At 60.1% G+C, this 19,612-nt stretch carries 17 protein-coding genes and 2 tRNA genes; 6 read left to right on the top strand and 13 right to left on the bottom strand.

Annotated features, from left to right (window positions below; all coding sequences use genetic code 11):
• Window positions 1-2: 2 nt before the first annotated feature.
• The 4 genes from AC2CGI_RS15565 to alaS form a co-directional block, all read right to left on the bottom strand.
• Window positions 3-76, bottom strand: a tRNA-Arg gene (locus AC2CGI_RS15565).
• A gap of 3 nt (window positions 77-79) precedes the next feature.
• Window positions 80-172, bottom strand: a tRNA-Ser gene (locus AC2CGI_RS15560).
• A 310-nt stretch (window positions 173-482) separates the two neighbouring features.
• Window positions 483-668 (bottom strand): carbon storage regulator CsrA, encoded by a 186-nt coding sequence (gene csrA, locus AC2CGI_RS15555; RefSeq protein WP_004091602.1) that lies wholly within the window; start codon window positions 666-668, stop codon window positions 483-485.
• A 252-nt stretch (window positions 669-920) separates the two neighbouring features.
• Window positions 921-3,548 (bottom strand): alanine--tRNA ligase, encoded by a 2,628-nt coding sequence (alaS, locus tag AC2CGI_RS15550; RefSeq protein ID WP_004932534.1) that lies wholly within the window; start codon window positions 3,546-3,548, stop codon window positions 921-923.
• On the opposite strand from alaS, the gene AC2CGI_RS15545 reads away from it, so the two are divergent.
• Window positions 3,498-3,641 carry a hypothetical protein gene (locus tag AC2CGI_RS15545; protein WP_162180460.1) on the top strand — a complete coding sequence of 48 codons (144 nt, stop codon included), beginning with the start codon at window positions 3,498-3,500 and terminating at the stop codon, window positions 3,639-3,641. The genes alaS and AC2CGI_RS15545 overlap by 51 nt on opposite strands.
• Before the next feature lie 40 nt (window positions 3,642-3,681).
• On the opposite strand, the gene recX is transcribed toward AC2CGI_RS15545, so the two are convergent.
• From recX to pncC, 3 genes are all read right to left on the bottom strand, one after another.
• The gene (gene recX, locus AC2CGI_RS15540; protein ID WP_076740952.1) at window positions 3,682-4,194 is read right to left on the bottom strand and encodes a recombination regulator RecX; all 513 of its coding nucleotides are present in this window, start codon (window positions 4,192-4,194) and stop codon (window positions 3,682-3,684) included.
• A 59-nt stretch (window positions 4,195-4,253) separates the two neighbouring features.
• Window positions 4,254-5,318: a recombinase RecA gene (recA, locus tag AC2CGI_RS15535; protein ID WP_004932541.1), complete on the bottom strand. Its 1,065-nt coding sequence runs from the start codon at window positions 5,316-5,318 to the stop codon at window positions 4,254-4,256.
• A 111-nt stretch (window positions 5,319-5,429) separates the two neighbouring features.
• Window positions 5,430-5,918, bottom strand: a complete 489-nt coding sequence (gene pncC / locus AC2CGI_RS15530; protein ID WP_015376700.1) for a nicotinamide-nucleotide amidase — start codon at window positions 5,916-5,918, stop codon at window positions 5,430-5,432.
• A gap of 243 nt (window positions 5,919-6,161) precedes the next feature.
• Between pncC and AC2CGI_RS15525 the strand changes: the two genes are divergently transcribed.
• A complete protein-coding gene (locus AC2CGI_RS15525; RefSeq protein ID WP_076740951.1) occupies window positions 6,162-7,541 on the top strand; it encodes an MFS transporter in 1,380 nt (459 codons plus the stop codon).
• 9 nt (window positions 7,542-7,550) lie between these two features.
• Here AC2CGI_RS15525 and chbG read toward each other — a convergent pair whose 3' ends face one another.
• The 6 genes from chbG to AC2CGI_RS15495 form a co-directional block, all read right to left on the bottom strand.
• Window positions 7,551-8,312, bottom strand: a complete 762-nt coding sequence (gene chbG / locus AC2CGI_RS15520) for a chitin disaccharide deacetylase (protein ID WP_021505307.1) — start codon at window positions 8,310-8,312, stop codon at window positions 7,551-7,553.
• A 148-nt stretch (window positions 8,313-8,460) separates the two neighbouring features.
• Complete coding sequence (gene chbR, locus AC2CGI_RS15515) at window positions 8,461-9,309, bottom strand: transcriptional regulator ChbR (protein WP_015376697.1); 849 nt, start codon at window positions 9,307-9,309, stop codon at window positions 8,461-8,463.
• 15 nt (window positions 9,310-9,324) lie between these two features.
• Window positions 9,325-10,710 (bottom strand): glycoside hydrolase family 1 protein, encoded by a 1,386-nt coding sequence (locus tag AC2CGI_RS15510; RefSeq protein WP_484593958.1) that lies wholly within the window; start codon window positions 10,708-10,710, stop codon window positions 9,325-9,327.
• A 43-nt stretch (window positions 10,711-10,753) separates the two neighbouring features.
• Complete coding sequence (chbC, locus tag AC2CGI_RS15505) at window positions 10,754-12,115, bottom strand: PTS N,N'-diacetylchitobiose transporter subunit IIC (protein WP_004932557.1); 1,362 nt, start codon at window positions 12,113-12,115, stop codon at window positions 10,754-10,756.
• Window positions 12,116-12,127: 12 nt separating this feature from the next.
• A complete protein-coding gene (locus AC2CGI_RS15500; RefSeq protein ID WP_004932561.1) occupies window positions 12,128-12,445 on the bottom strand; it encodes a PTS sugar transporter subunit IIB in 318 nt (105 codons plus the stop codon).
• Between the two features lie 417 nt (window positions 12,446-12,862).
• Window positions 12,863-13,756 carry a LysR family transcriptional regulator gene (locus AC2CGI_RS15495; protein WP_015376695.1) on the bottom strand — a complete coding sequence of 298 codons (894 nt, stop codon included), beginning with the start codon at window positions 13,754-13,756 and terminating at the stop codon, window positions 12,863-12,865.
• A 106-nt stretch (window positions 13,757-13,862) separates the two neighbouring features.
• Between AC2CGI_RS15495 and AC2CGI_RS15490 the strand changes: the two genes are divergently transcribed.
• From AC2CGI_RS15490 to mutS, 4 genes are all read left to right on the top strand, one after another.
• Window positions 13,863-14,663 carry an SDR family NAD(P)-dependent oxidoreductase gene (locus AC2CGI_RS15490; RefSeq protein ID WP_015376694.1) on the top strand — a complete coding sequence of 267 codons (801 nt, stop codon included), beginning with the start codon at window positions 13,863-13,865 and terminating at the stop codon, window positions 14,661-14,663.
• Window positions 14,664-14,675: 12 nt separating this feature from the next.
• Entirely contained in the window at window positions 14,676-15,647 is a 972-nt protein-coding gene (locus AC2CGI_RS15485; protein WP_015376693.1) for an aldo/keto reductase, read from the top strand.
• A 30-nt stretch (window positions 15,648-15,677) separates the two neighbouring features.
• Window positions 15,678-16,670, top strand: coding sequence for an NHL repeat-containing protein (locus AC2CGI_RS15480; RefSeq protein WP_242517251.1), 993 nt, complete (start codon window positions 15,678-15,680; stop codon window positions 16,668-16,670).
• 311 nt (window positions 16,671-16,981) lie between these two features.
• Window positions 16,982-19,537: a DNA mismatch repair protein MutS gene (gene mutS, locus AC2CGI_RS15475; protein WP_076740962.1), complete on the top strand. Its 2,556-nt coding sequence runs from the start codon at window positions 16,982-16,984 to the stop codon at window positions 19,535-19,537.
• Window positions 19,538-19,612 lie beyond the last annotated feature (75 nt).

The raw sequence follows: 19,612 nt of genomic DNA, 5'->3' as shown, positions 1-19,612 counted from the left end.
GGTGCATCCGGGAGGATTCGAACCTCCGACCGCTCGGTTCGTAGCCGAGTACTCTATCCAGCTGAGCTACGGATGCAAATGGCGGTGAGGCGGGGATTCGAACCCCGGATGCAGCTTTTGACCGCATACTCCCTTAGCAGGGGAGCGCCTTCAGCCTCTCGGCCACCTCACCATACGCTTCTTTCGAATTGTGCCTAACTTGCTTTGGAGAAGCTCATCGGCACTGCGTGGCGCACATATTACTTTCTCCGACTTTTAAGTCAAACAATTTTTCCCAACTCATGCGCGTTTGCACAATTCGCACCCAACATGGGCGATTTCACGGCAAAAAGGGCGTTTAATCAACAGGCAACCGCAACGTCTGCAGCAATAAAGCAGGAAACTCACCGGGAAAATAATCACGAAAAAGAGAGGGGAGAACGAAAGAAGTGGGTAAAACGATGCAGTAGCGTCTCGTCTGGCAACGAGACGCTGCTTCGGAATCAGTAAGTCGTCTGCTGAGACTTCTCTGCCTGAATGCGCTGATAGATTTCTTCACGGTGAACTGAAACCTCTTTGGGGGCGTTCACACCAATACGCACCTGGTTGCCTTTTACCCCTAGCACAGTGACCGTAACCTCATCGCCAATCATGAGGGTTTCACCAACTCGACGAGTCAGAATTAACATTCTTTGCTCCTTGAAAGATTAAAAGAGTCGGGTCTCTCAGTTTCCCCGTCATTATCCATCATATGTGGTGAAAACGTAAGCCGCGCAATCCACAATAAGTGTAAGCAGACTTGGTCCCACCTCAGATAATGGTAAGTTTAGCCGACCAGAAAAACTTTGTTCCCGCAATTGTAACTAAATTGTGTTAGCACAGTATGAAAACGCCATAATCAACAAAGTATTATGGCGTTTGTCCGTGCTATTTATTTATGTTCACAGTTTTGAGGCCACCCAGGCTTCTACGCTGTTTAACGCCGCTGGCAGAGCGTTGATATCCGTCCCCCCCGCCATCGCCATATCCGGGCGACCACCGCCCTTGCCGCCGACCTGCTGCGCCACGTTGCCGATCAACTCGCCGGCTTTCACGCGGTCAGTCAGATCCTTGGTCACGCCCGCGACCAGGCTGACTTTGTCATCAGCCGTCGTCGCCAACACGATAATGGCCGAACCCAATTGATTTTTCAGGTCATCCACCATGGTGCGCAGCATTTTGGCTTCGACATTGTCCAACTGGCTGACCAACAGCTTCACGCCGTTAACCAGTTTCGCCTGGCTGGACAGCGACGCGCTTTCCTGCGCCGCCTGCTGATCTTTCAGTTGCTGCAGTTCTTTTTCCAGCGCGCGGGTGCGATCGAGCACCGAGCGCACTTTATCGGTCAGGTTGTTGCTGTCGCCCTTCACCAACTGCGCAACGTCTTGCAACAAATCGCTTTGCTGGTGCAGCGTGGCGATAGCGCCTGCGCCGGTCACCGCTTCAATACGGCGGATGCCCGCCGCGGTGCCCGACTCGCTCAAAATGCGGAACAGGCCGATATCGCCGGTGCGGCTGGCGTGGGTGCCGCCGCACAGCTCGGTGGAGAAGTCGCCCATGGTCAGCACGCGCACGTTGTCGTCGTACTTCTCACCGAACAACGCCATTGCGCCCTTCTCTTTGGCGTCTTCCAACGCCATCAGCTCGGTCTGCACCGGCAGGTTACGACGCACCTGCTGGTTCACCAGATCTTCCACCGCGCGGATTTGTTCCGGCTTCATCGCTTCGAAGTGCGAGAAGTCGAAACGCAGGTATTTGTCGTTAACCAGCGAGCCTTTCTGCGCAACGTGATCGCCCAGCGTTTGGCGCAGCGCAGCGTGCAGCAGGTGAGTCGCGGAGTGGTTCAGGCGGATGCTGTTGCGGCGCTCGGCGTCGATCTGCGCATCCACGCGATCGTTCAGCTTCAGCGAGCCCTGCGCCAGTTTGCCTTGGTGGCCGATAGCCTGACCGTATTTCTGGGTGTCATTGACCACAAACTCGGCGCCGGCGGCTTTCAGCACGCCTTTATCGCCGACCTGGCCGCCGGATTCACCGTAGAACGGCGTCTCGTCCAGCACCACCACCGCCTCTTCGCCGGCGTTGATCTGCTCGACCGGCTGGCCGTCACGGAACAGCGCGATCACCGTCGCCTGCTGCTCGTCGTGATCGTAGCCGCTGAACTGGCTGCTGCCATCCACGCGGATCAGGCTGTTGTAGTCGGCGCCGAAGCCGCTGGATTCGCGCGCGCGGCGGCGCTGCGCTTCCATCGCTTCTTCAAAGCCCGCTTCGTCGACTTTCAGACCGCGCTCGCGGCAGACGTCAGCGGTCAGATCGACCGGGAAACCGTAGGTATCGTACAGACGGAAAGCGGTTTCGCCGTCCAGAGTATCGCCCTGCAGCTTGGCCAGTTCTTCGTCCAACAACGCCAGACCACGCTCCAGCGTGCGGGCAAACTGCTCCTCTTCGGTTTTCAGCACCTGTTCCACCAGCGATTGCTGGCGTTTCAGCTCGTCGGCCGCCGGGCCCATCACTTCGATCAGTGGCGCTACCAGCTTGTAGAAGAAGGTATCTTTCGCGCCCAGCATGTTGCCATGACGGATCGCGCGGCGAATGATACGACGCAGCACGTAGCCGCGGTTTTCGTTAGACGGGATCACGCCGTCAGACACCAGGAAGGCGCAGGAACGAATGTGGTCGGCGATAACGCGCAGGGATTTGTTATCCAGATCGGTCGCGCCGGTCACTTTCGCTACGGCGGCGATCAGGGTACGGAACAGGTCGATCTCATAGTTGGAGTTCACATGCTGCAACACCGCCGCGATGCGCTCCAGACCCATGCCGGTATCCACCGAAGGTTTCGGCAGCGGCAGCATGGTGCCGTCGGACTGACGGTTGAACTGCATGAAAACGATGTTCCAGATCTCGATGTAGCGGTCGCCGTCTTCTTCCGGGCTGCCCGGAGGGCCGCCCCAGATGTGATCGCCGTGATCGTAGAAAATCTCGGTGCACGGGCCGCATGGGCCGGTATCACCCATCTGCCAGAAGTTATCTGAAGCGAAAGGCGCGCCCTTGTTATCGCCGATGCGGATAATGCGCTCGGCCGGTACGCCGATTTGCTTCTGCCAGATGTCGAATGCTTCGTCATCGGTTTCATACACGGTGACCCACAGTCTCTCTTTCGGCAGGTTGAACCAGTTTTCACCGGTCAGCAGTTCCCACGCGTAGCTGATCGCGTCGTGCTTGAAGTAATCGCCGAAGCTGAAGTTACCCAGCATTTCAAAGAAGGTGTGGTGACGAGCGGTATAACCGACGTTTTCCAGGTCGTTATGCTTGCCGCCTGCGCGCACGCAGCGCTGCGAGGTGGTGGCGCGGGAATAGGCGCGTTTGTCGAGCCCCAGGAAAACATCCTTAAATTGGTTCATGCCGGCATTGGTAAACAGCAATGTCGGATCATTGTTAGGCACCAGGGAGCTGCTTGCTACAACCTGATGACCCTTACTATGAAAGAAATCGAGAAACGCTTGACGGATCTCAGCGGTGCTCTTGCTCATAATTTTCCTGGAAAGGCTAGAATAACGACACGTGAGCCGGTGGCGCGTCATCCCGACGATGACAACCAGCTCACGAACAAAAAGTGGGGATAAGATAAATTTTCTTCAGAGGGAAGTAAAACCCCGTGTGCGCTCATTGCGCAAAATCACGGTAAATTGACTGAATTTCTTCCTGGAAGAAGCCGCGATAGAGCAGATAACGCTGCACTTTGGCTTTCTCTTTCCAGTCGGTTGGCAACGCATCGCCAAATTTTCGCTGCGCCACCTGTTTCGCCTGTTCGCACCAGTCGATATCGCATTCCGCCAACGCGTCCTGCACCAGCGCTTTATCCACGCCCTTTTGCATCAGTTCGCTGCGGATGCGCTGCGCGCCATAACCCTTGCGGCTGCGGCTGCCGATGTAGCTGTGTGCGAAACGCTTATCATCCAGCCAGTTGTGCTGGTAACAGTAGGCGATAACCTGATCGATCAGCGCAGGATCCACCGGCTCTTCGGCCACCGGCGGTGATGCCGGTGCTTGTGGCCCCTTACCGCCAAACCGGGCTTTCGCCACAAACGGCTGCGCCGCAAGTTTGCGGCGCAGTTCAGCTTCACTATGATCGCGTTGCGACAGCAGGCGCATGGCGCGGCTTAGCAAGTCATTCATCATTCAAGCCTGAATTCAGAGGATATGCGCCACATATACGGCGGCGCACATCTCAGCGATTAGAACTGCTCGCTGGTTTCCGCTTCGTCGTCTTCGAAGTCGTCACCGGAAGCAGCCACCAGCTCACCGCCGCTGTGCAGCAGCAGGTCGCGCAGCTTCTTGTCCAGCTCGGCGGCGATAGCCGGGTTTTCTTTCAGGAAGTTACAGGCGTTCGCCTTGCCCTGACCAATCTTCTCGCCGTTATAGCTGTACCAGGCGCCGGCTTTTTCGATCATCTTGTGCTTCACGCCCAGATCGACCAGTTCGCCGCGGCTGTTGATGCCTTCGCCGTACATGATTTGGAACTCAGCCTGTTTGAACGGCGCAGCGATTTTGTTCTTCACCACTTTCACGCGGGTTTCGCTGCCCACCACTTCGTCGCCTTCTTTGATGGCGCCGATGCGGCGGATATCCAGACGCACCGAAGCATAGAACTTCAGGGCGTTACCGCCGGTCGTGGTTTCCGGGTTGCCGAACATCACACCAATTTTCATACGGATCTGGTTGATGAAGATCAGCAGGGTATTGGCGTTTTTCAGGTTGCCGGCCAGTTTACGCATCGCCTGGCTCATCATGCGCGCCGCCAGGCCCATGTGCGAATCGCCGATTTCACCTTCGATTTCCGCCTTCGGCGTCAGCGCCGCCACGGAGTCGACGATGATGACATCAACCGCGCCGGAGCGGGTCAGCGCATCACAGATTTCCAGCGCCTGCTCGCCGGTATCCGGCTGGGAGCACAGCAGGTTGTCGATATCGACGCCCAGCTTTTTCGCATAGATAGGATCCAGCGCGTGTTCGGCGTCGATGAACGCACAGGTTTTGCCTTCGCGCTGCGCAGCGGCGATCACCTGCAGCGTCAAAGTGGTTTTACCGGACGATTCCGGGCCGTAGATTTCTACGATGCGGCCCATCGGCAGGCCGCCGGCGCCCAGGGCGATATCGAGTGACAGTGAGCCGGTGGAGATCGTTTCCACGTCCATGGAGCGGTCTTCACCCAGGCGCATGATGGAGCCTTTGCCGAACTGTTTCTCAATCTGGCCCAGTGCCGCAGCTAACGCCTTTTGCTTGTTCTCATCAATAGCCATTTTTGCTCCTTCGTTTCGCAATGCCGGTGTTACCCCACACTGCCACTGAATGTATGTTGTGCAGGAAATGTCACTAATTATACTGTATGGTCATACAGTATCAAGCCTAATTTACAAAAATTCGTCGATGGCGGTTTGCAGCGCGAAAATCGTCGCCTGCAGCCGCACCGCATCTCGGTCGCCCTCGAATTGCATCTTGCGCGAAAGCCCCCGGCCATCGCTGCTGGCAAAGCCGAACCACACGGTGCCGACCGGCTTTTCCACGCTGCCGCCGTCCGGGCCGGCGATGCCGCTCACCGACAGCGCCAGATCGGCCTGCGCCGCCCGCAGCGCCCCTATCGCCATCTCGCGCACCACCTCTTCGCTGACCGCGCCGTGCGCCATCAACGTCGCTTCGCTCACCCCCAGCAGATCATGTTTCGCCGCATTGCTGTAGGTGACGAAACCGCGATCGAAATAGGCGGAGCTGCCGGCGATATCGGTGATGGCCTTGGCGATGCCGCCGCCGGTGCAGGATTCCGCGCAGGTGATCCAGCGGCCCTGCGCCTTCAGTTTTTCCCCCGCCAGCACGCTGAGCCGGCGCAGTTGGTTTTCACTCATAACCCCTCCCTCGCGAATTCAGGTATATGCGCCCGATAGTAGCATTTATCAAGGCGACGCGGCGGCCGGCGCGCAGAAATGCGCAGCGCCTCGCAGGAGGTGCGGTTTTAAGCGCCCGGCCAAGCTGCTAGTATCAAAAGAAGCGCCCCATTGAGCGGCGGCGCACCAGCACAAGGAACATCACGGAGGCGGCGCGCTGCGGCGGCGGCCTCAGGGCGCACCAGAAGAGATTAGGATGATAGCGTGAAAAAAACGTTGGGCGTATTCTTGCCGTTGTACACCACCACCCTGTTGCTGCTGTTGGGCTCAGGCCTGCTCACCACCTATGTCTCGCTGCGGCTGGCCTCCATCCACGTCAGCAGCGCGCTGATCGGCGCCATCATCGCCGCCAACTACATCGGGTTGGTGATCGGCGGCAAGGTCGGCCACTTTCTCATCGCCCGCGTCGGGCATATCCGCGCCTACGTGGCCTGCGCCGGCATCATCACCGCTGCGGTGCTGGGGCACGGTCTGACGGCGTTCATTCCCGCCTGGGTCGCGCTGCGTCTGGTGATCGGGCTGTGCATGATGTGCCAGTATATGGTGCTGGAAAGCTGGCTGAACGACCAGGCGGAATCCAACCAGCGCGGCATGGTGTTCGGCTTCTATATGGCGGCGACCTATCTCGGCATGTCGCTGGGCCAGATAGTGCTGATGCTGCAAAGCAACCTGGGCATCACCACGCTGCTGGTGATCGCGCTGTGCTTCGCGCTTTGTCTGGTGCCCATCGCTCTCACCACCCGCACCAATGCGCGCCACATGTCGCCGGCCCCGATGGAGCTGCGTTACTTTGTCGGCGCCATTCCCAAGGTGCTGGCTACCACGCTGGTGATCGGCATGGTGGTGGGCTCGTTTTACGGCCTGGCGCCGGTCTACGCCAGCCTGCAATCCTTAACCACTCAGCAAACCGGCCTGTTCATGGCGCTGGCCATCTTCGCCGGGCTGGTGGCGCAGTTCCCGCTCAGTTGGCTGTCGGATCGCTATAATCGCCCGTTGCTGATGCGCCTCAACGCCATTTTTCTGATCGTGGCGGCGCTGCCGCTGGCGCTGCTGCCGCACATCGATTTCCCGCTGCTGCTGGCGGTCGGGTTCGTCGTCAGCATGTTGCAATTTACGCTCTACCCGTTGGCGGTGGCACTGGCCAACGATCTGATCGAGCCGGAACGCCGCGTCTCGCTGGCCGCCTGTCTGCTGATGGCGTTCGGCGTCGGCGCCAGCATCGGGCCATTGGCGGTCGGCGCGCTGATCGAGCCGCTGGGCGGCAATATCCTGTACGCCTTTTTCGCCCTGTGCGGCGTGCTGCTGGCGGCCCTCAGCCGCACGGCGAAAGCGGAGGAACCGCAGTTGGCGCAGGACGCGCCGGTGCCGCACATTCCGCTGCCGGACAGCCTCACCAGCTCGCCGCTGTCGCCGGCGCTCAATCCGACCTTCGATGAACAGATCATTCACGACACCATGCCGCCGCCGGAAGCGGCGCCCGAGGTCGACGAGCCGCAGCCTGAAGCACAAGAGGCGGAGTCCTTGCCTCAGGGCGCCGATCCGGAAGAAGACACCGGCCTGAAAAAGGCGCACGCCATGCTGTAAACGGCGGCGTTACAGATCCTGGAAGGAGCCCAACAGAAAACCGCGTTCGGCGATCGCCGCTTTCAGCGTCGGCGCGGTCAACACATCCAGCTCGACGAGGCGCGGATGGCAGTATTGGCTCTGCAGGATCGTCGCGTCGAGGAACGCCGGGTGGCACATCATTTCCAATGATTCTGCGCCCTGCTCGTCGGCGCGCGCCAACCTTTGCAGGAACAACGTTTCGGAAATCGTCTCACCGTAGAATCCCGCGTCAAAAGCGTCAGTGCTATAGGGGGCATGCAGCGTGATGCCACGCCGTTTCGCCTCTTCGCGATCGAGACGCAGCGGCAGACCCTGCGCTTGCGCGAACGCCTCCACCAGCGGATAAATTTGCGGCTGCATATGCACATGGTGGTGGCTGTCGATATGCGTCGGCGGCCGGCCGAACAGCGTCACGAAGCGCGTGAACTGGCGCTGCAGCTCCTCGTGAATTTCGTCCAGCTGCAGCTCGCCGGCCTCGGCGCGGCGCCACAGCCATTTGCCCAGTTCGCCATGTTCGTTGACCAGCGAAGGCATGGCGCCCAGCGGCTTGCCATGGGTCAAAACGAAATGCAGCCCAATCGGCAACCCCGGATATTGCCGGCTGAGCGCCGCCGCGTGCTGCGCGCCGCCGCCGTTCACCATCGCCGTGGTGGAGGAAACGACGCCATGCTGATACGCCTCGATGACGCCATAGTTCTGCCCTTTGCTCAGGCCGAAATCATCGGCATTCACGATCAGTAGTTTTTCCATAGAGGCTCCCGCGGGATGGATTTTTGGCAAGGGAAGGCCGACCGCTCGGCGCGGCATTCCCCCTCGTTAAGGTAAAAATCAAATGATTAACCGACCGGCGCCCTGAAGCTCATCGGCATATCGGCGTTGATACTGATCGGGAGCGGCCCTAAAGAGGGCCGTAACACTTTTTTCGGTAGTTGCCTGGGGTCACGTCGGTGAGCCGCTTGAAGTTTTTAATGAACAAGCTGACGTCGCCATAGCCGGAATCGAAGGCGATGTCAGAGACCGAATAGTTGGTGACCTCCAGCTGCGTCTTGGCGAAGTTGATGCGGATCTCATTGATCACCTGCATCGGCGTCTTCTGGTAGTAGCGCCGCATCGCCCGGGTCAGGTACTCCTGGGTTTTCCCCGACAGCGCCACCATGTTCGCCAACGCCTTTTCGCCGAACATCGCCTTGTCATGCATGCCGGCCAGGGTGTTCTTCAGCCACTGCGGGATATCATCGCCGCCGTCGTTTTCTTCTTTATGGTGACGAATGCGGCTTATCACATAGAAGGTCAGCGTTTCGAGAAACTCGGCGAAATCATCCTCGCGAAACTGCGGCGAACTCACCACCGATTCGATATAGGCCAAAAACTCGCTTCTCAGGCTGTAGGCCTGCGAGGCGACAAAGCAACGCGGCAGCTGTTGCAAGTAATGTTCTTCAAAGAACGCTTTGCTGACCGCCACGTTGAAGATTTTCGTCGCGCCGAACTCGTAAAAGCTCTGGTGGTAGGAACCGATAGGGATAAAGACGAAATCCCCGCGCTCCAGCAGCACCCGCTTGCCGTTGATCTCCTGATAGCATTTGCCGCTCAGCACGATGGTGAACTCGTAATAGTCGTGCTGATGCAGCCCGGTGGCGCTTTCCACCTTGTTGTAGATGAACAGGTGAAAGTCTTTGCAGTTAAAGAAATCCTGCTCGCGAATCAGCTTCACGTCGTTGGCACTCAGCGAAATTCGGTTATCGGACACGGCGCCGGCCTCCCGTTAGTCAAATCCGTTGCGTCTGGCCGCCTCGGCAAACCAGTAACCGCTTTTTTTGATGGTGCGCCGCTGATCCGCCCGATCCAGCCGCACCAGCCCATAACGATTCTTGTAGGCATTCAGCCAGGACCAGCAATCGATAAAGGTCCACAGATGATAGCCCTTGCACTGCGAGCCTTCCGCCAGCGCGCGGTGCAGCCACTTCAGGTGCTCGCGAATAAAGTCGATGCGGTAATCGTCCTCCACCCGCCCATCGGCGCCGATAAACGCTTCTTCGCCCTCGACGCCCATGCCGTTTTCCGAAATATAACAGGGCAGATTGCCGTAGTTCTCTTTCAGATCCATCAGGATGTCGTACAGCCCCTTCTCATAGATCTCCCAGCCGCGGTGCGGATTGATTTTGCGGCCCGGCATTGCATAGTAACTGAACAAATCCTCCGGCGATGCGATCGGCCCCTCGGTGCGCCGTCCCTCTTTCGCCTGCACCCTGCGCGGCTGGTAATAGTTGACGCCAAGGATATCCACCACGCCGCCTTCGATCAGCTGCGCGTCCTGCGGTTCGCAGTAGGGCATCAGCCCATGCCGCTCCAGCAGGTGCAACAATGCGGCCGGGTAACGCCCTTTGGCGACCGGATCGAGGAAACTGCGATTGAGCAGCAGATCGGCGTCGTGTGCCGCCTGCCGATCCTCCGGCGCGTCGGAGCGCGGATAGGTCGGGCTCAGATTCAGAATGATGCCGATGCTCCCCGGCGGCCCCCGCGCTCTGAAACGCTGCACCGCCATGGCGTGCGCCAGTACGCTGTGATACGCCACGGTGACCGCCCGTTTGAAGTCCACCACGCAAGGGTAGTGCAGGTCATTCAGGTAACCGGCTTCCACCGGCACGATCGGCTCGTTGAAGGTAAACCAGTGGGTGACCCGATCGCCAAACAGGCCGAAACAGGTATCGGCGTAACGCGCATAGGCTTCGACCACCGCCCGGCTTTCCCAACCGCCGCGCTGTTGCATGCACAGCGGCATATCGAAGTGATAGAGATTGATAAACGGGGTGATGCCCTGCGCCAGCAGCTCGTCGATCATCGCGTTATAGAACGCCACCGCCTGCGGGTTCACTTCACCGTCGCCGTCCGGGATCAGCCGCGACCACGAGATCGACGTTCTAAAGGTATTGTGGCCCAGCGTTTTGAGCAGCCCGATATCGGTGCGGAAATGGTCGTAAAAGGTCGAGGCTTCGGTCGGGCCCACCCGCTCGTGAAAGCGCTCGGGCGCGATCTCGTACCAATAGTCGAAGATGTTGCGGCTCTTGCCGTCCCGCGCGGCCGCCCCTTCAGACTGTGGCGCGGAGGTGGCGCTGCCCCACCAGAACCCGTCGGCAAATTGATATTCCATACTCGCGTCCCTCGCGGGGCGGCCACACCGCCCCGTTCCACAGTTAGAATTTCAGCGCCTTGGCGATGTCTTCTTCGCTTTCCGTCGCCGCGTCGATCTGGCTCTGCGCCTTGTTGGAGATCGCCACGAACGGCAGATAGATCACGGTGGCGACCGCCAGGTTGAACAGGCTCAGCAACATGGCCATGATGCTGCCGTTGGTGTTGAAGAACGCCCCCAGGCCGACCGGCATGGTCCAGGGCGCGATGTTGGTGATCGGCGGGATCAGCCCGGAGTAGTAGGCCAGGGAGGTGATAATGGTCAGCACCGGCTGCACCAGGATGAACGGAATGAACATCACCGGGTTCATGATCACCGGCAGGCCGAACAGTATCGGTTCGTTGATCTGGAAGATGCCGGATGGCGTCGCCAGTTTGGCGACCTGGCGGTAATCTTCGCGGCGCGAGGCGATGAAGATGGCGATGATCAAGCCCAGCGTCGAGCCGGTGCCGCCGAGGTAGATGTAGGAGTCGACGAACGGTTTCGCCCACATGTGGAACTCTTTTCCGGCGGCCACCGCCGCTTCGACCGAACCGTATTTGTTGTACAGCTCCACGTTTTCCAGCGCGAACGGCGTCATGATGCCGCTGTCCAGGGCCGCCAGCGCCATGGAGCCGTGCACCCCAAAGAACCACAGCAGCGAGGAGAACAGCACGTACACCCAGCCCACCACGCTGCCCATCTTGGCCAGCGGCGCCGAAATGCCGTCCATGATGATCTGGTGGAAGTTGGTGCCCCAGTGCGCCAGCGCGAACGCCACCAGCCCCATGATGGAGAGGATGATGAAACCGGGGATCAGCGCCGAGAAGGAACGCGACACCGAAGCCGGCACGCTGTCCGGCAGGCTAATCACCCAGTTGCGCCGCACGATGAAGGCAAACATCTCGGCCACCACCAGCCCAATCACCATACCGGAAATGATGTTGGCGCCGCCCAACCAGTTGGCCCCCACCGCATAGGCCTCGCCGACATTGAACGGTGTGACGGTCATAAAGGCCGCCACCGCCAGCAGCGCCGAAGCGAGCGGATCGACCTTTCGCTCTTCCGCCAACGCCATGCTGATAAAGAACGGCGTCATCAGGGACATGATCCCCAGCGTGCCGTTGTAAACGCTGCCGCCGATGCTCTTCAGACTATTCAGCGTCTCGATGGTAGAGGCATCCAACCTTACGCCCAGCGAATAGAAGAACGATCCTTCGCCGAAGCTCAGGAACACGTTGTTGATCAACACGAACATCGCCCCGGTCAAGGTCAGCGGCATCAGGCGGATAAAGCCATTCTTGATGGCGTTGACGTGGGGCTGCTTACCGATTTTTACGGCGAAAGGCAGGATAACCTTCTCGAGCGAGGCAATGAGGGTATTCACGGCGGCCTCCTGTTATTGATTGGCTTTCTTGATAGCGGCCACCGCGGCCTTCAGCACGCCCAGCCCATCGACCTTGCCGTACAGCAGCGGATCGATGACTTCCACAGGTTTGTTGGGCAGCTGTTTTTGCACTTCCGGCAAGGTGTAGGCGATCTGCGGCCCCAGCAGGATCAGATCCGCCTCAACGCCTTTCTCCGCAGCCAGCGCTTCCGGATAGGCGGCGATGATCACCGGCACTTCATATTTCTCGGCCTGCGCCTTCATTTTTGATACCAACAGGGAAGTGGACATACCGGCAGAACAAAACAGATAGATTTTTTTCTTTTCCATACCAAGCACCTCAGATAATCAAAAAAACCCCGTGTTATTTGTATGCCAGATGCAATCACGATTGCTTCACGCACATTCCTTATGAAAATTTCCGTCACGTTGCCCTGGTTACGGACAGTATACGGAGCATGAAAAACGGATCGGTAAGCCAGGAGGAGACATAACCGTCTCTCATTGACCTGACGGATTGACCCCCTTCACATTTCGCACAAAAAAATAGTGTGACCGGGCTCTCAAATAACCGATAAAAACTCGGAATATTCGTAATAAATATTCAAATAACAATTATAAACAGCAAGTTACAAACTCACCGAGAATTTAAGGGTTTATTTGCGCCTGAACAAACGAAAAGGGAATAAAAATAGTTCAAGCTTGATTCACTTACAGCTATCCGAACGCGATAGCCGGTGAAGAGGATTAGGTGGGCAGACGCAGCAACTCGATCACCGTGCTCAGCGCCACGGAATGATTCCTGCGGTTGGGGTAATAGAGGTAAAAACCGGTAAACGGCGCGCACCAGTCGGCCAACACCCGCCGCAGCCGCCCGCTCGCCAGGTGTTCTTCTACCTCTTGTTCGATGGCGAAAGCGATGCCGACGTGCGCCAGCGCCGCCTGCACCATCATCCTGCCGTCATCGAGTATCAACGGGCTGTTAACCGCCACGGAAAACCGCTGCTGGCCCTGCTGAAATGCCCATTTGTAGCGCTCGCCCGAAGAGGCCTTGCGCCAACCGATGCAGCGGTGCTGCAGCAAATCCTGTGGATGCGTCGGTTCGCCGTGCCGTTGAAAATAGTCCGGCGTGGCGACGATGGCGAAACGCAGATCCGGCGTCAGACGCACCGCGCGCATATCGTTGTGCAGATCCTCGCCGAGCCTAATACCGGCGTCAAAGCCCTGTTCGACAATGTTGGCAAACCCCTCGTCCGCCACCACTTCCAGCGTAATGCCGGGGTACTCGCAGGCCAACCGCTCCAGATGCGGCACGATGGCAAGATCGATGGCCGAACGCGGCGCGTTGATGCGCACCAGGCCGCGCGGCCCTTCGCGAAACACATTCAGGCTCTCCAGCGCGGCGTCGATGTCGGTAAAAGCGGGCACCAGCTGTGCCAGCAGATGCTCACCGGCCTCCGTCGGCGAGACGTTGCGGGTGGTGCGGTTTAGCAGGCGAATGCCCACCTGCGCTTCCAATTCGCGCAGGGTGTGGGTCAGCGTCGGCGGCGTCACGCCCAATCGGGCGGCGGCGCGGCGGAAGCTGCGTTCACTGGCGATAGCCACAAAGGCCGCCAGGCCGGACAGTTCAGGTTTTTTCATGCTATTGATATAAATTATCTAATAGTGAGATGAATTTTTAGCGGATAGTTATCCGTCATCTAACAACATAGCATTGCGATCGACCCCATTACCAGGTATCGATACGATGATTAATGCTACAGCTCCAACTCATGAAACGCCGCGCCGTCTGGCGGACAAAGTCGTACTGGTGAGCGGCGGCGGCACCGGCATCGGCCGCGCCGCCGCGCTGGCCTATGCCCGCGAAGGCGCCAAAGTCGCGCTGGCCGGCCGACGCGCGGCGGAAATCGAAGCCACGGCGCGCGACATCGCGCTGGCCGGCGGCGACGCCCTGCCCATCGTGGCCGACGTCTCTCAGGAAGGCGATATCCGCCAACTGATCGCCACGGTGACCGCCCATTACGGCCGGCTCGACGTCGCCTTCAACAACGCCGGCATCATCGGCAACTTCGCCCCCATCACCGAGCAGACCAGCGAGGATTTTGACCGGGTTATCGCCATTAACCTCAGGGGCGTCTGGCTGGCGATGAAATATGAGATTGAAACCTTCCTGGCTCAGCGCTCGGGCGGCGTGATCATCAACACCTCCTCCTGGCTGACCCACGGCGCGCTGGCCGGCTCATCCAGCTACTCCGCCAGCAAGGGCGCGCTCGATGCGATGATCCGCGCGGTGGCGCTCGAGTACAGCGGCCAGGGCATCCGCGTCAACAACATCAACCCCGGCATCATCGACACGCCGATGGCACGCGGCAGCGTGGCTGACAGCGCGGCCTTCGCGCCCTTTATCGCCCATACGCCCGCCGGCCGCCTGGGTGAATCGGAAGACATCGGCGATGTGGCGCTGTGGCTGGCGACGGACGAAGCTCGCTTCATCACCGGCCAAAGCCTGCTGGTGGACGGCGGTTACACCATCGCCGGCATGCGTTGAGGAGACGAGGCCATGAACTACGTTCGGCTTGGCGACAGCGGCCTGAAGGTGTCCCGCCTCTGCCTGGGTTGCATGACCTACGGCGATCCGGCCTGGCGGCCCTGGGTGCTGAAGGAAGATGAAGCGCGCCCCTTTATCCGCGAGGCGCTGGAGGCGGGTATCAATTTTTTCGATACCGCCAACATTTACTCCGGCGGAGAAAGCGAGCGCATTCTCGGCCGCGCGCTGAGGGCGTTCGCCCGCCGTGAAGACGTGGTGATCGCCACCAAGGCCTACTTTCCAATGGACGCGCAGCCGAACAGCCGGGGGCTATCACGCAAGCACCTGCTGCACAGCGTCGACGCCTCCTTGCAGCGGCTGGGAACGGATTACCTCGATCTGTTCGTGCTGCACCGCTTCGACTCCGAAACGCCGATCGAAGAAACCGCCGACACCCTCGATGGCCTGGTGCGGGCGGGCAAGATCCGCTATCTCGGCGCCTCCTCGCTGCACGCCTGGCGCCTGATGAAAATGCTGGCCTTTCAACGTCAGCACCGCCTGGCGCCGTTTATTTCGCTGCAAAGCCAATACAACCTGGTGACGCGTGAAGATGAAGAGGAGCTGATCCCGCTGTGCCTGGAGGAAGGTCTTGGTCTGACCCCCTGGTCGCCGCTGGCCCGCGGCGTGCTGGCCGGCTCCGGCAGCGGCGGCACGCTGCGCGCCGCCACCGACGAACAGGCGCCCCGTTGGTACGGCGGCAGAAACGAGGTAGAACGCACCGTCGCGGCGGTCGCGGAGGTGGCGGCCGCGCGCAGCGTTCCACCAGCGCAAATCGCGCTGGCCTGGCTGTTGGCCAAACCCGGCGTGGCGTCGCCGCTGGTGGGCATGTCCAAGCCACATCATCTGCAGGATGCGCTGGCTGCGCTCGACCTCAGGCTATCACCGGAAGATGTGGCCGCGCTGGAGGCGCCAATGGCGCACGCTGTCCGCCCCGATCGCTGGTAGCCCCTTTTCCGTCATTCCAGGAGAGAAGACATGTCATATGCGCTTACCGCACGAGCGGTGTTGCTCGCCCTCGCTGCCGCATTCCCCCTTAGCGCTCCGGTGCAGGCTGCCGCCAGCGCAGACTGCGCCGCAAACAGCATGACGCTGCCGCCTGGCGCACTTTACCCCAACGGCATCGCCCGTGCGACGGACGGTACGCTGTATGTCGGCTTTGTCACCAGCGGCAACGTGCTGCGCAAGCGGCCGGGTCAAGCGTGGGAAACCTTTTTCCCCAGCGCTGACACGGTGTTCGCCTCAAACGCGCTGCGGCTGGACGAAAAACGTGGGCTGCTGTGGGGCAATTCGCCGGACTTCCTCTCCGGCGGCAAAACGCGCGCCAACCGCATCTATGCGCTGAACGTCGCCGATGGCACGCTCAACCGCAGCCTGGCGCTGCCGGCGGGCGAAATGGGCAACGATATCGTACTCGGCGCAGACGGTACGGTGTATGTGACGGAAACCCGCGGCGGCGGCATCCTGCGCCTGCGGCCGGGCGAGACGGCATTCCGTACGCTGTTTCAGGATGCGCGGTTGGCGGCCCCCAGCGGGCTGGGCGCCGCCGGCATCGTGCTGCTCGACGATCAGCTGATGGCTGTCGCCAATTTCGGTACCGGTAAGCTCTACACCCTCAGTTATAACGCTCCAAAGCCGCAGCTGACGGAAATGCAGCTGCCGCGCCTCATCGAAAACCCGGACGGAATGGGATTGGCGCCGGATGGCGCGCTGATCGTGCTGGAAAACGGGATCCAGAGCGGCCAGGGGCGGATCCTGCGGATCCCGTCACCCAAGGCGGCAGGCATGCACCGGATTGAGGTCTTGCGCGAAGGCATGGAATCGCCGGTCAACCTGACTATCACTCCGCAAGGCTGCGCCTTCGTCAGCGAATCGCGCATCCGCCACCGCCTGCTGCCCGGCCATGAAACCGAAGTGCCCGACAGTTTCCGCCTCTATCAACTGCCCTTGCCTCTCACCGCCGCACAATAACCTCTACGCCGCCTCAGCGGGCGGCGACACTTGCGTTATTGCCCGCAGGCGAACAACAATCTCACCGCGTTACAAACCCGCCTTGCGCAGCGCTTCCCATTTTTACCTGTGACAGCCGATTGCCCGCTGGGCTAGTATAAGCGTCTGTGCAAACCTCAGGTTTGAGTGCGCCGTTTGGCGTTTTGATGATTTGATTTGCGCCGCCCGCCAAGCGCTGAGTGGGGCGACGCCTGCTGAAACAATGTGATAGCGAATGACGACAATGAAAATCACAGTTCCCTTTACATTCAATGGATTGGAAAAATAATCGCATGAATAGCACCGATAAACTCGATTCGCACACGCCGATGATGCAGCAGTACCTGCGCCTCAAGGCCCAGCATCCTGAAATCCTGCTGTTCTACCGCATGGGTGACTTCTACGAGCTGTTTTACGACGACGCCAAGCGCGCTTCCCAACTGCTGGATATCTCGTTGACCAAACGCGGCGCCTCGGCGGGCGAGCCGATCCCGATGGCCGGCGTGCCGCACCACGCGGTGGAGAACTACCTGGCCAAGCTGGTTCAACTCGGCGAATCCGTCGCCATCTGTGAACAGATCGGCGATCCGGCCACCAGTAAAGGGCCGGTCGAGCGCAAAGTGGTACGCATCGTCACCCCCGGCACCATCACCGACGAAGCGCTGCTGCAAGAGCGCCAGGACAACCTGCTGGCGGCGATCTGGCAGGATGCGCGCGGCTTCGGTTACGCCACGCTGGACGTGAGCTCCGGCCGCTTCCGCGTCGCCGAGCCGCAGGATCTAGAGACCATGGCCGCCGAGCTGCAGCGCACCAATCCGGCCGAGCTGCTCTACCCGGAAACCTTCGAACAAATGGCGCTGATCGAACAACGCCACGGCCTGCGTCGCCGTCCGCTGTGGGAATTCGAACTGGAGACCGCACGCCAACAACTCAACCTGCAGTTCGGCACCCGCGATTTGACCGGCTTCGGCGTCGAGCAGGCGCATCAGGCGCTGCGCGCCGCCGGCTGTCTGTTGCAGTACGTGAAAGATACCCAGCGCACTTCGCTGCCGCACATTCGCGGCATCACCATGGAGCGTCAGCAGGACGGCATCATCATGGACGCCGCCACCCGCCGCAACCTGGAGCTGACGCAGAGCCTGTCCGGCGGCAGCGACAACACGCTGGCGGCGATCCTCGATCGCACAGTCACGCCGATGGGCAGCCGCATGCTGAAACGCTGGCTGCACATGCCGACCCGAGACATCAAGGTGCTGACCGCCCGCCAGCAGGCGATCGGCGCATTGCAGGAACGGTTCGCCGATCTGCAGCCTTCGCTGCGCCAGGTGGGCGATCAGGAGCGAATTTTGGCGCGCCTGGCGCTGCGCACTGCGCGGCCACGCGATCTGGCCCGCATGCGTCATGCTTTCCAGCAACTGCCGGACATCCGCGCGCTGCTGCAAGATGTGGATACGCCGCATGTGCAGCAACTGCTATCTCAGGTAGGCCAGTTCGACGAGCTGCGCGAACTGCTGGAACGCGCGATCGTTGAATCGCCGCCGGTGCTGGTGCGCGATGGCGGCGTGATCGCCCCCGGTTACAACAGCGAGCTGGACGAGTGGCGCGCGCTGGCCGACGGCGCCAGCGACTACCTCGATCGGCTGGAGATCCGCGAGCGTGAAAAGCTGGGTCTGGATACGCTCAAGGTCGGCTTCAACGGCGTACACGGCTATTACATTCAGGTCAGCCGCGGTCAAAGCCACCTGGTGCCGATCCACTATGTACGCCGTCAGACGCTGAAAAATGCCGAGCGCTACATCATCCCGGAACTGAAAGAGTACGAAGACAAAGTGCTCACCTCCAAGGGTAAGGCGCTGGCGATCGAGAAAAGCCTGTACGACGAGCTGTTCGATCTGCTGCTGCCGCACCTGGCGGAACTGCAACAAAGCGCCGCCGCGCTGGCCGAGCTGGACGTGCTGGCCAACCTGGCCGAGCGCGCCGATACCCTGAACTACGCTTGCCCGACCATGAGCGAGCAGCCGGGGATCCGCATTACCGAAGGCCGCCATCCGGTGGTGGAGCAGGTGCTGAGCGAGCCGTTTATCTCCAACCCGCTCACCCTGTCGCCGCAGCGCCGCATGCTGATCATAACCGGTCCGAATATGGGCGGTAAAAGCACCTATATGCGGCAAACGGCGCTGATCGTGCTGATGGCGCACATCGGCAGCTACGTGCCGGCCACCAAGGCCACCATCGGCCCGGTGGATCGCATCTTCACCCGCGTCGGCGCGGCGGACGATCTGGCTTCCGGCCGCTCCACCTTCATGGTGGAGATGACCGAAACCGCCAACATTCTGCACAACGCCACCGAGCACAGCCTGGTGTTAATGGATGAAATCGGCCGCGGCACCTCCACCTACGACGGCCTGTCGCTGGCCTGGGCCTGCGCCGAGAACCTGGCCAACCGCATCAAGGCGATGACGCTGTTCGCCACCCACTACTTCGAGCTGACGACCCTGCCTGAGAAGATGGAAGGCGTGGTCAACGTGCATCTGGATGCGCTTGAACACGGCGACACCATCGCCTTCATGCACAGCGTGCAAGACGGTGCCGCCAGCAAAAGCTATGGCCTGGCGGTCGCCGCACTGGCCGGCGTGCCGCGCGACGTCATCAAACGCGCCCGTCAGAAACTGCGCGAGCTGGAATCCATCTCCAGCCACACCGCGTCGGGCAGCGTCGATGCCACCCAGATGACGCTGCTGCAGGAAGAGACCTCGCCGGCAGTAGAAGCCCTGGAGGCGCTTGATCCAGACTCCCTGTCGCCTCGACAGGCGCTGGAATGGATCTACCGGCTGAAAAATATGGTGTAATCTGGCGCCAAACGCGGGCATAAAAAAACGGTGAGCATCATGCTCACCGTTTTTATTTGATGCGGTTCAACAACC

It is taken from the genome of Serratia sp. LSHTC3 (assembly GCF_057197125.1).
Note: the sequence above shows the minus strand (reverse complement) of the source record. Positions and strands in the feature narration are given on the sequence as shown.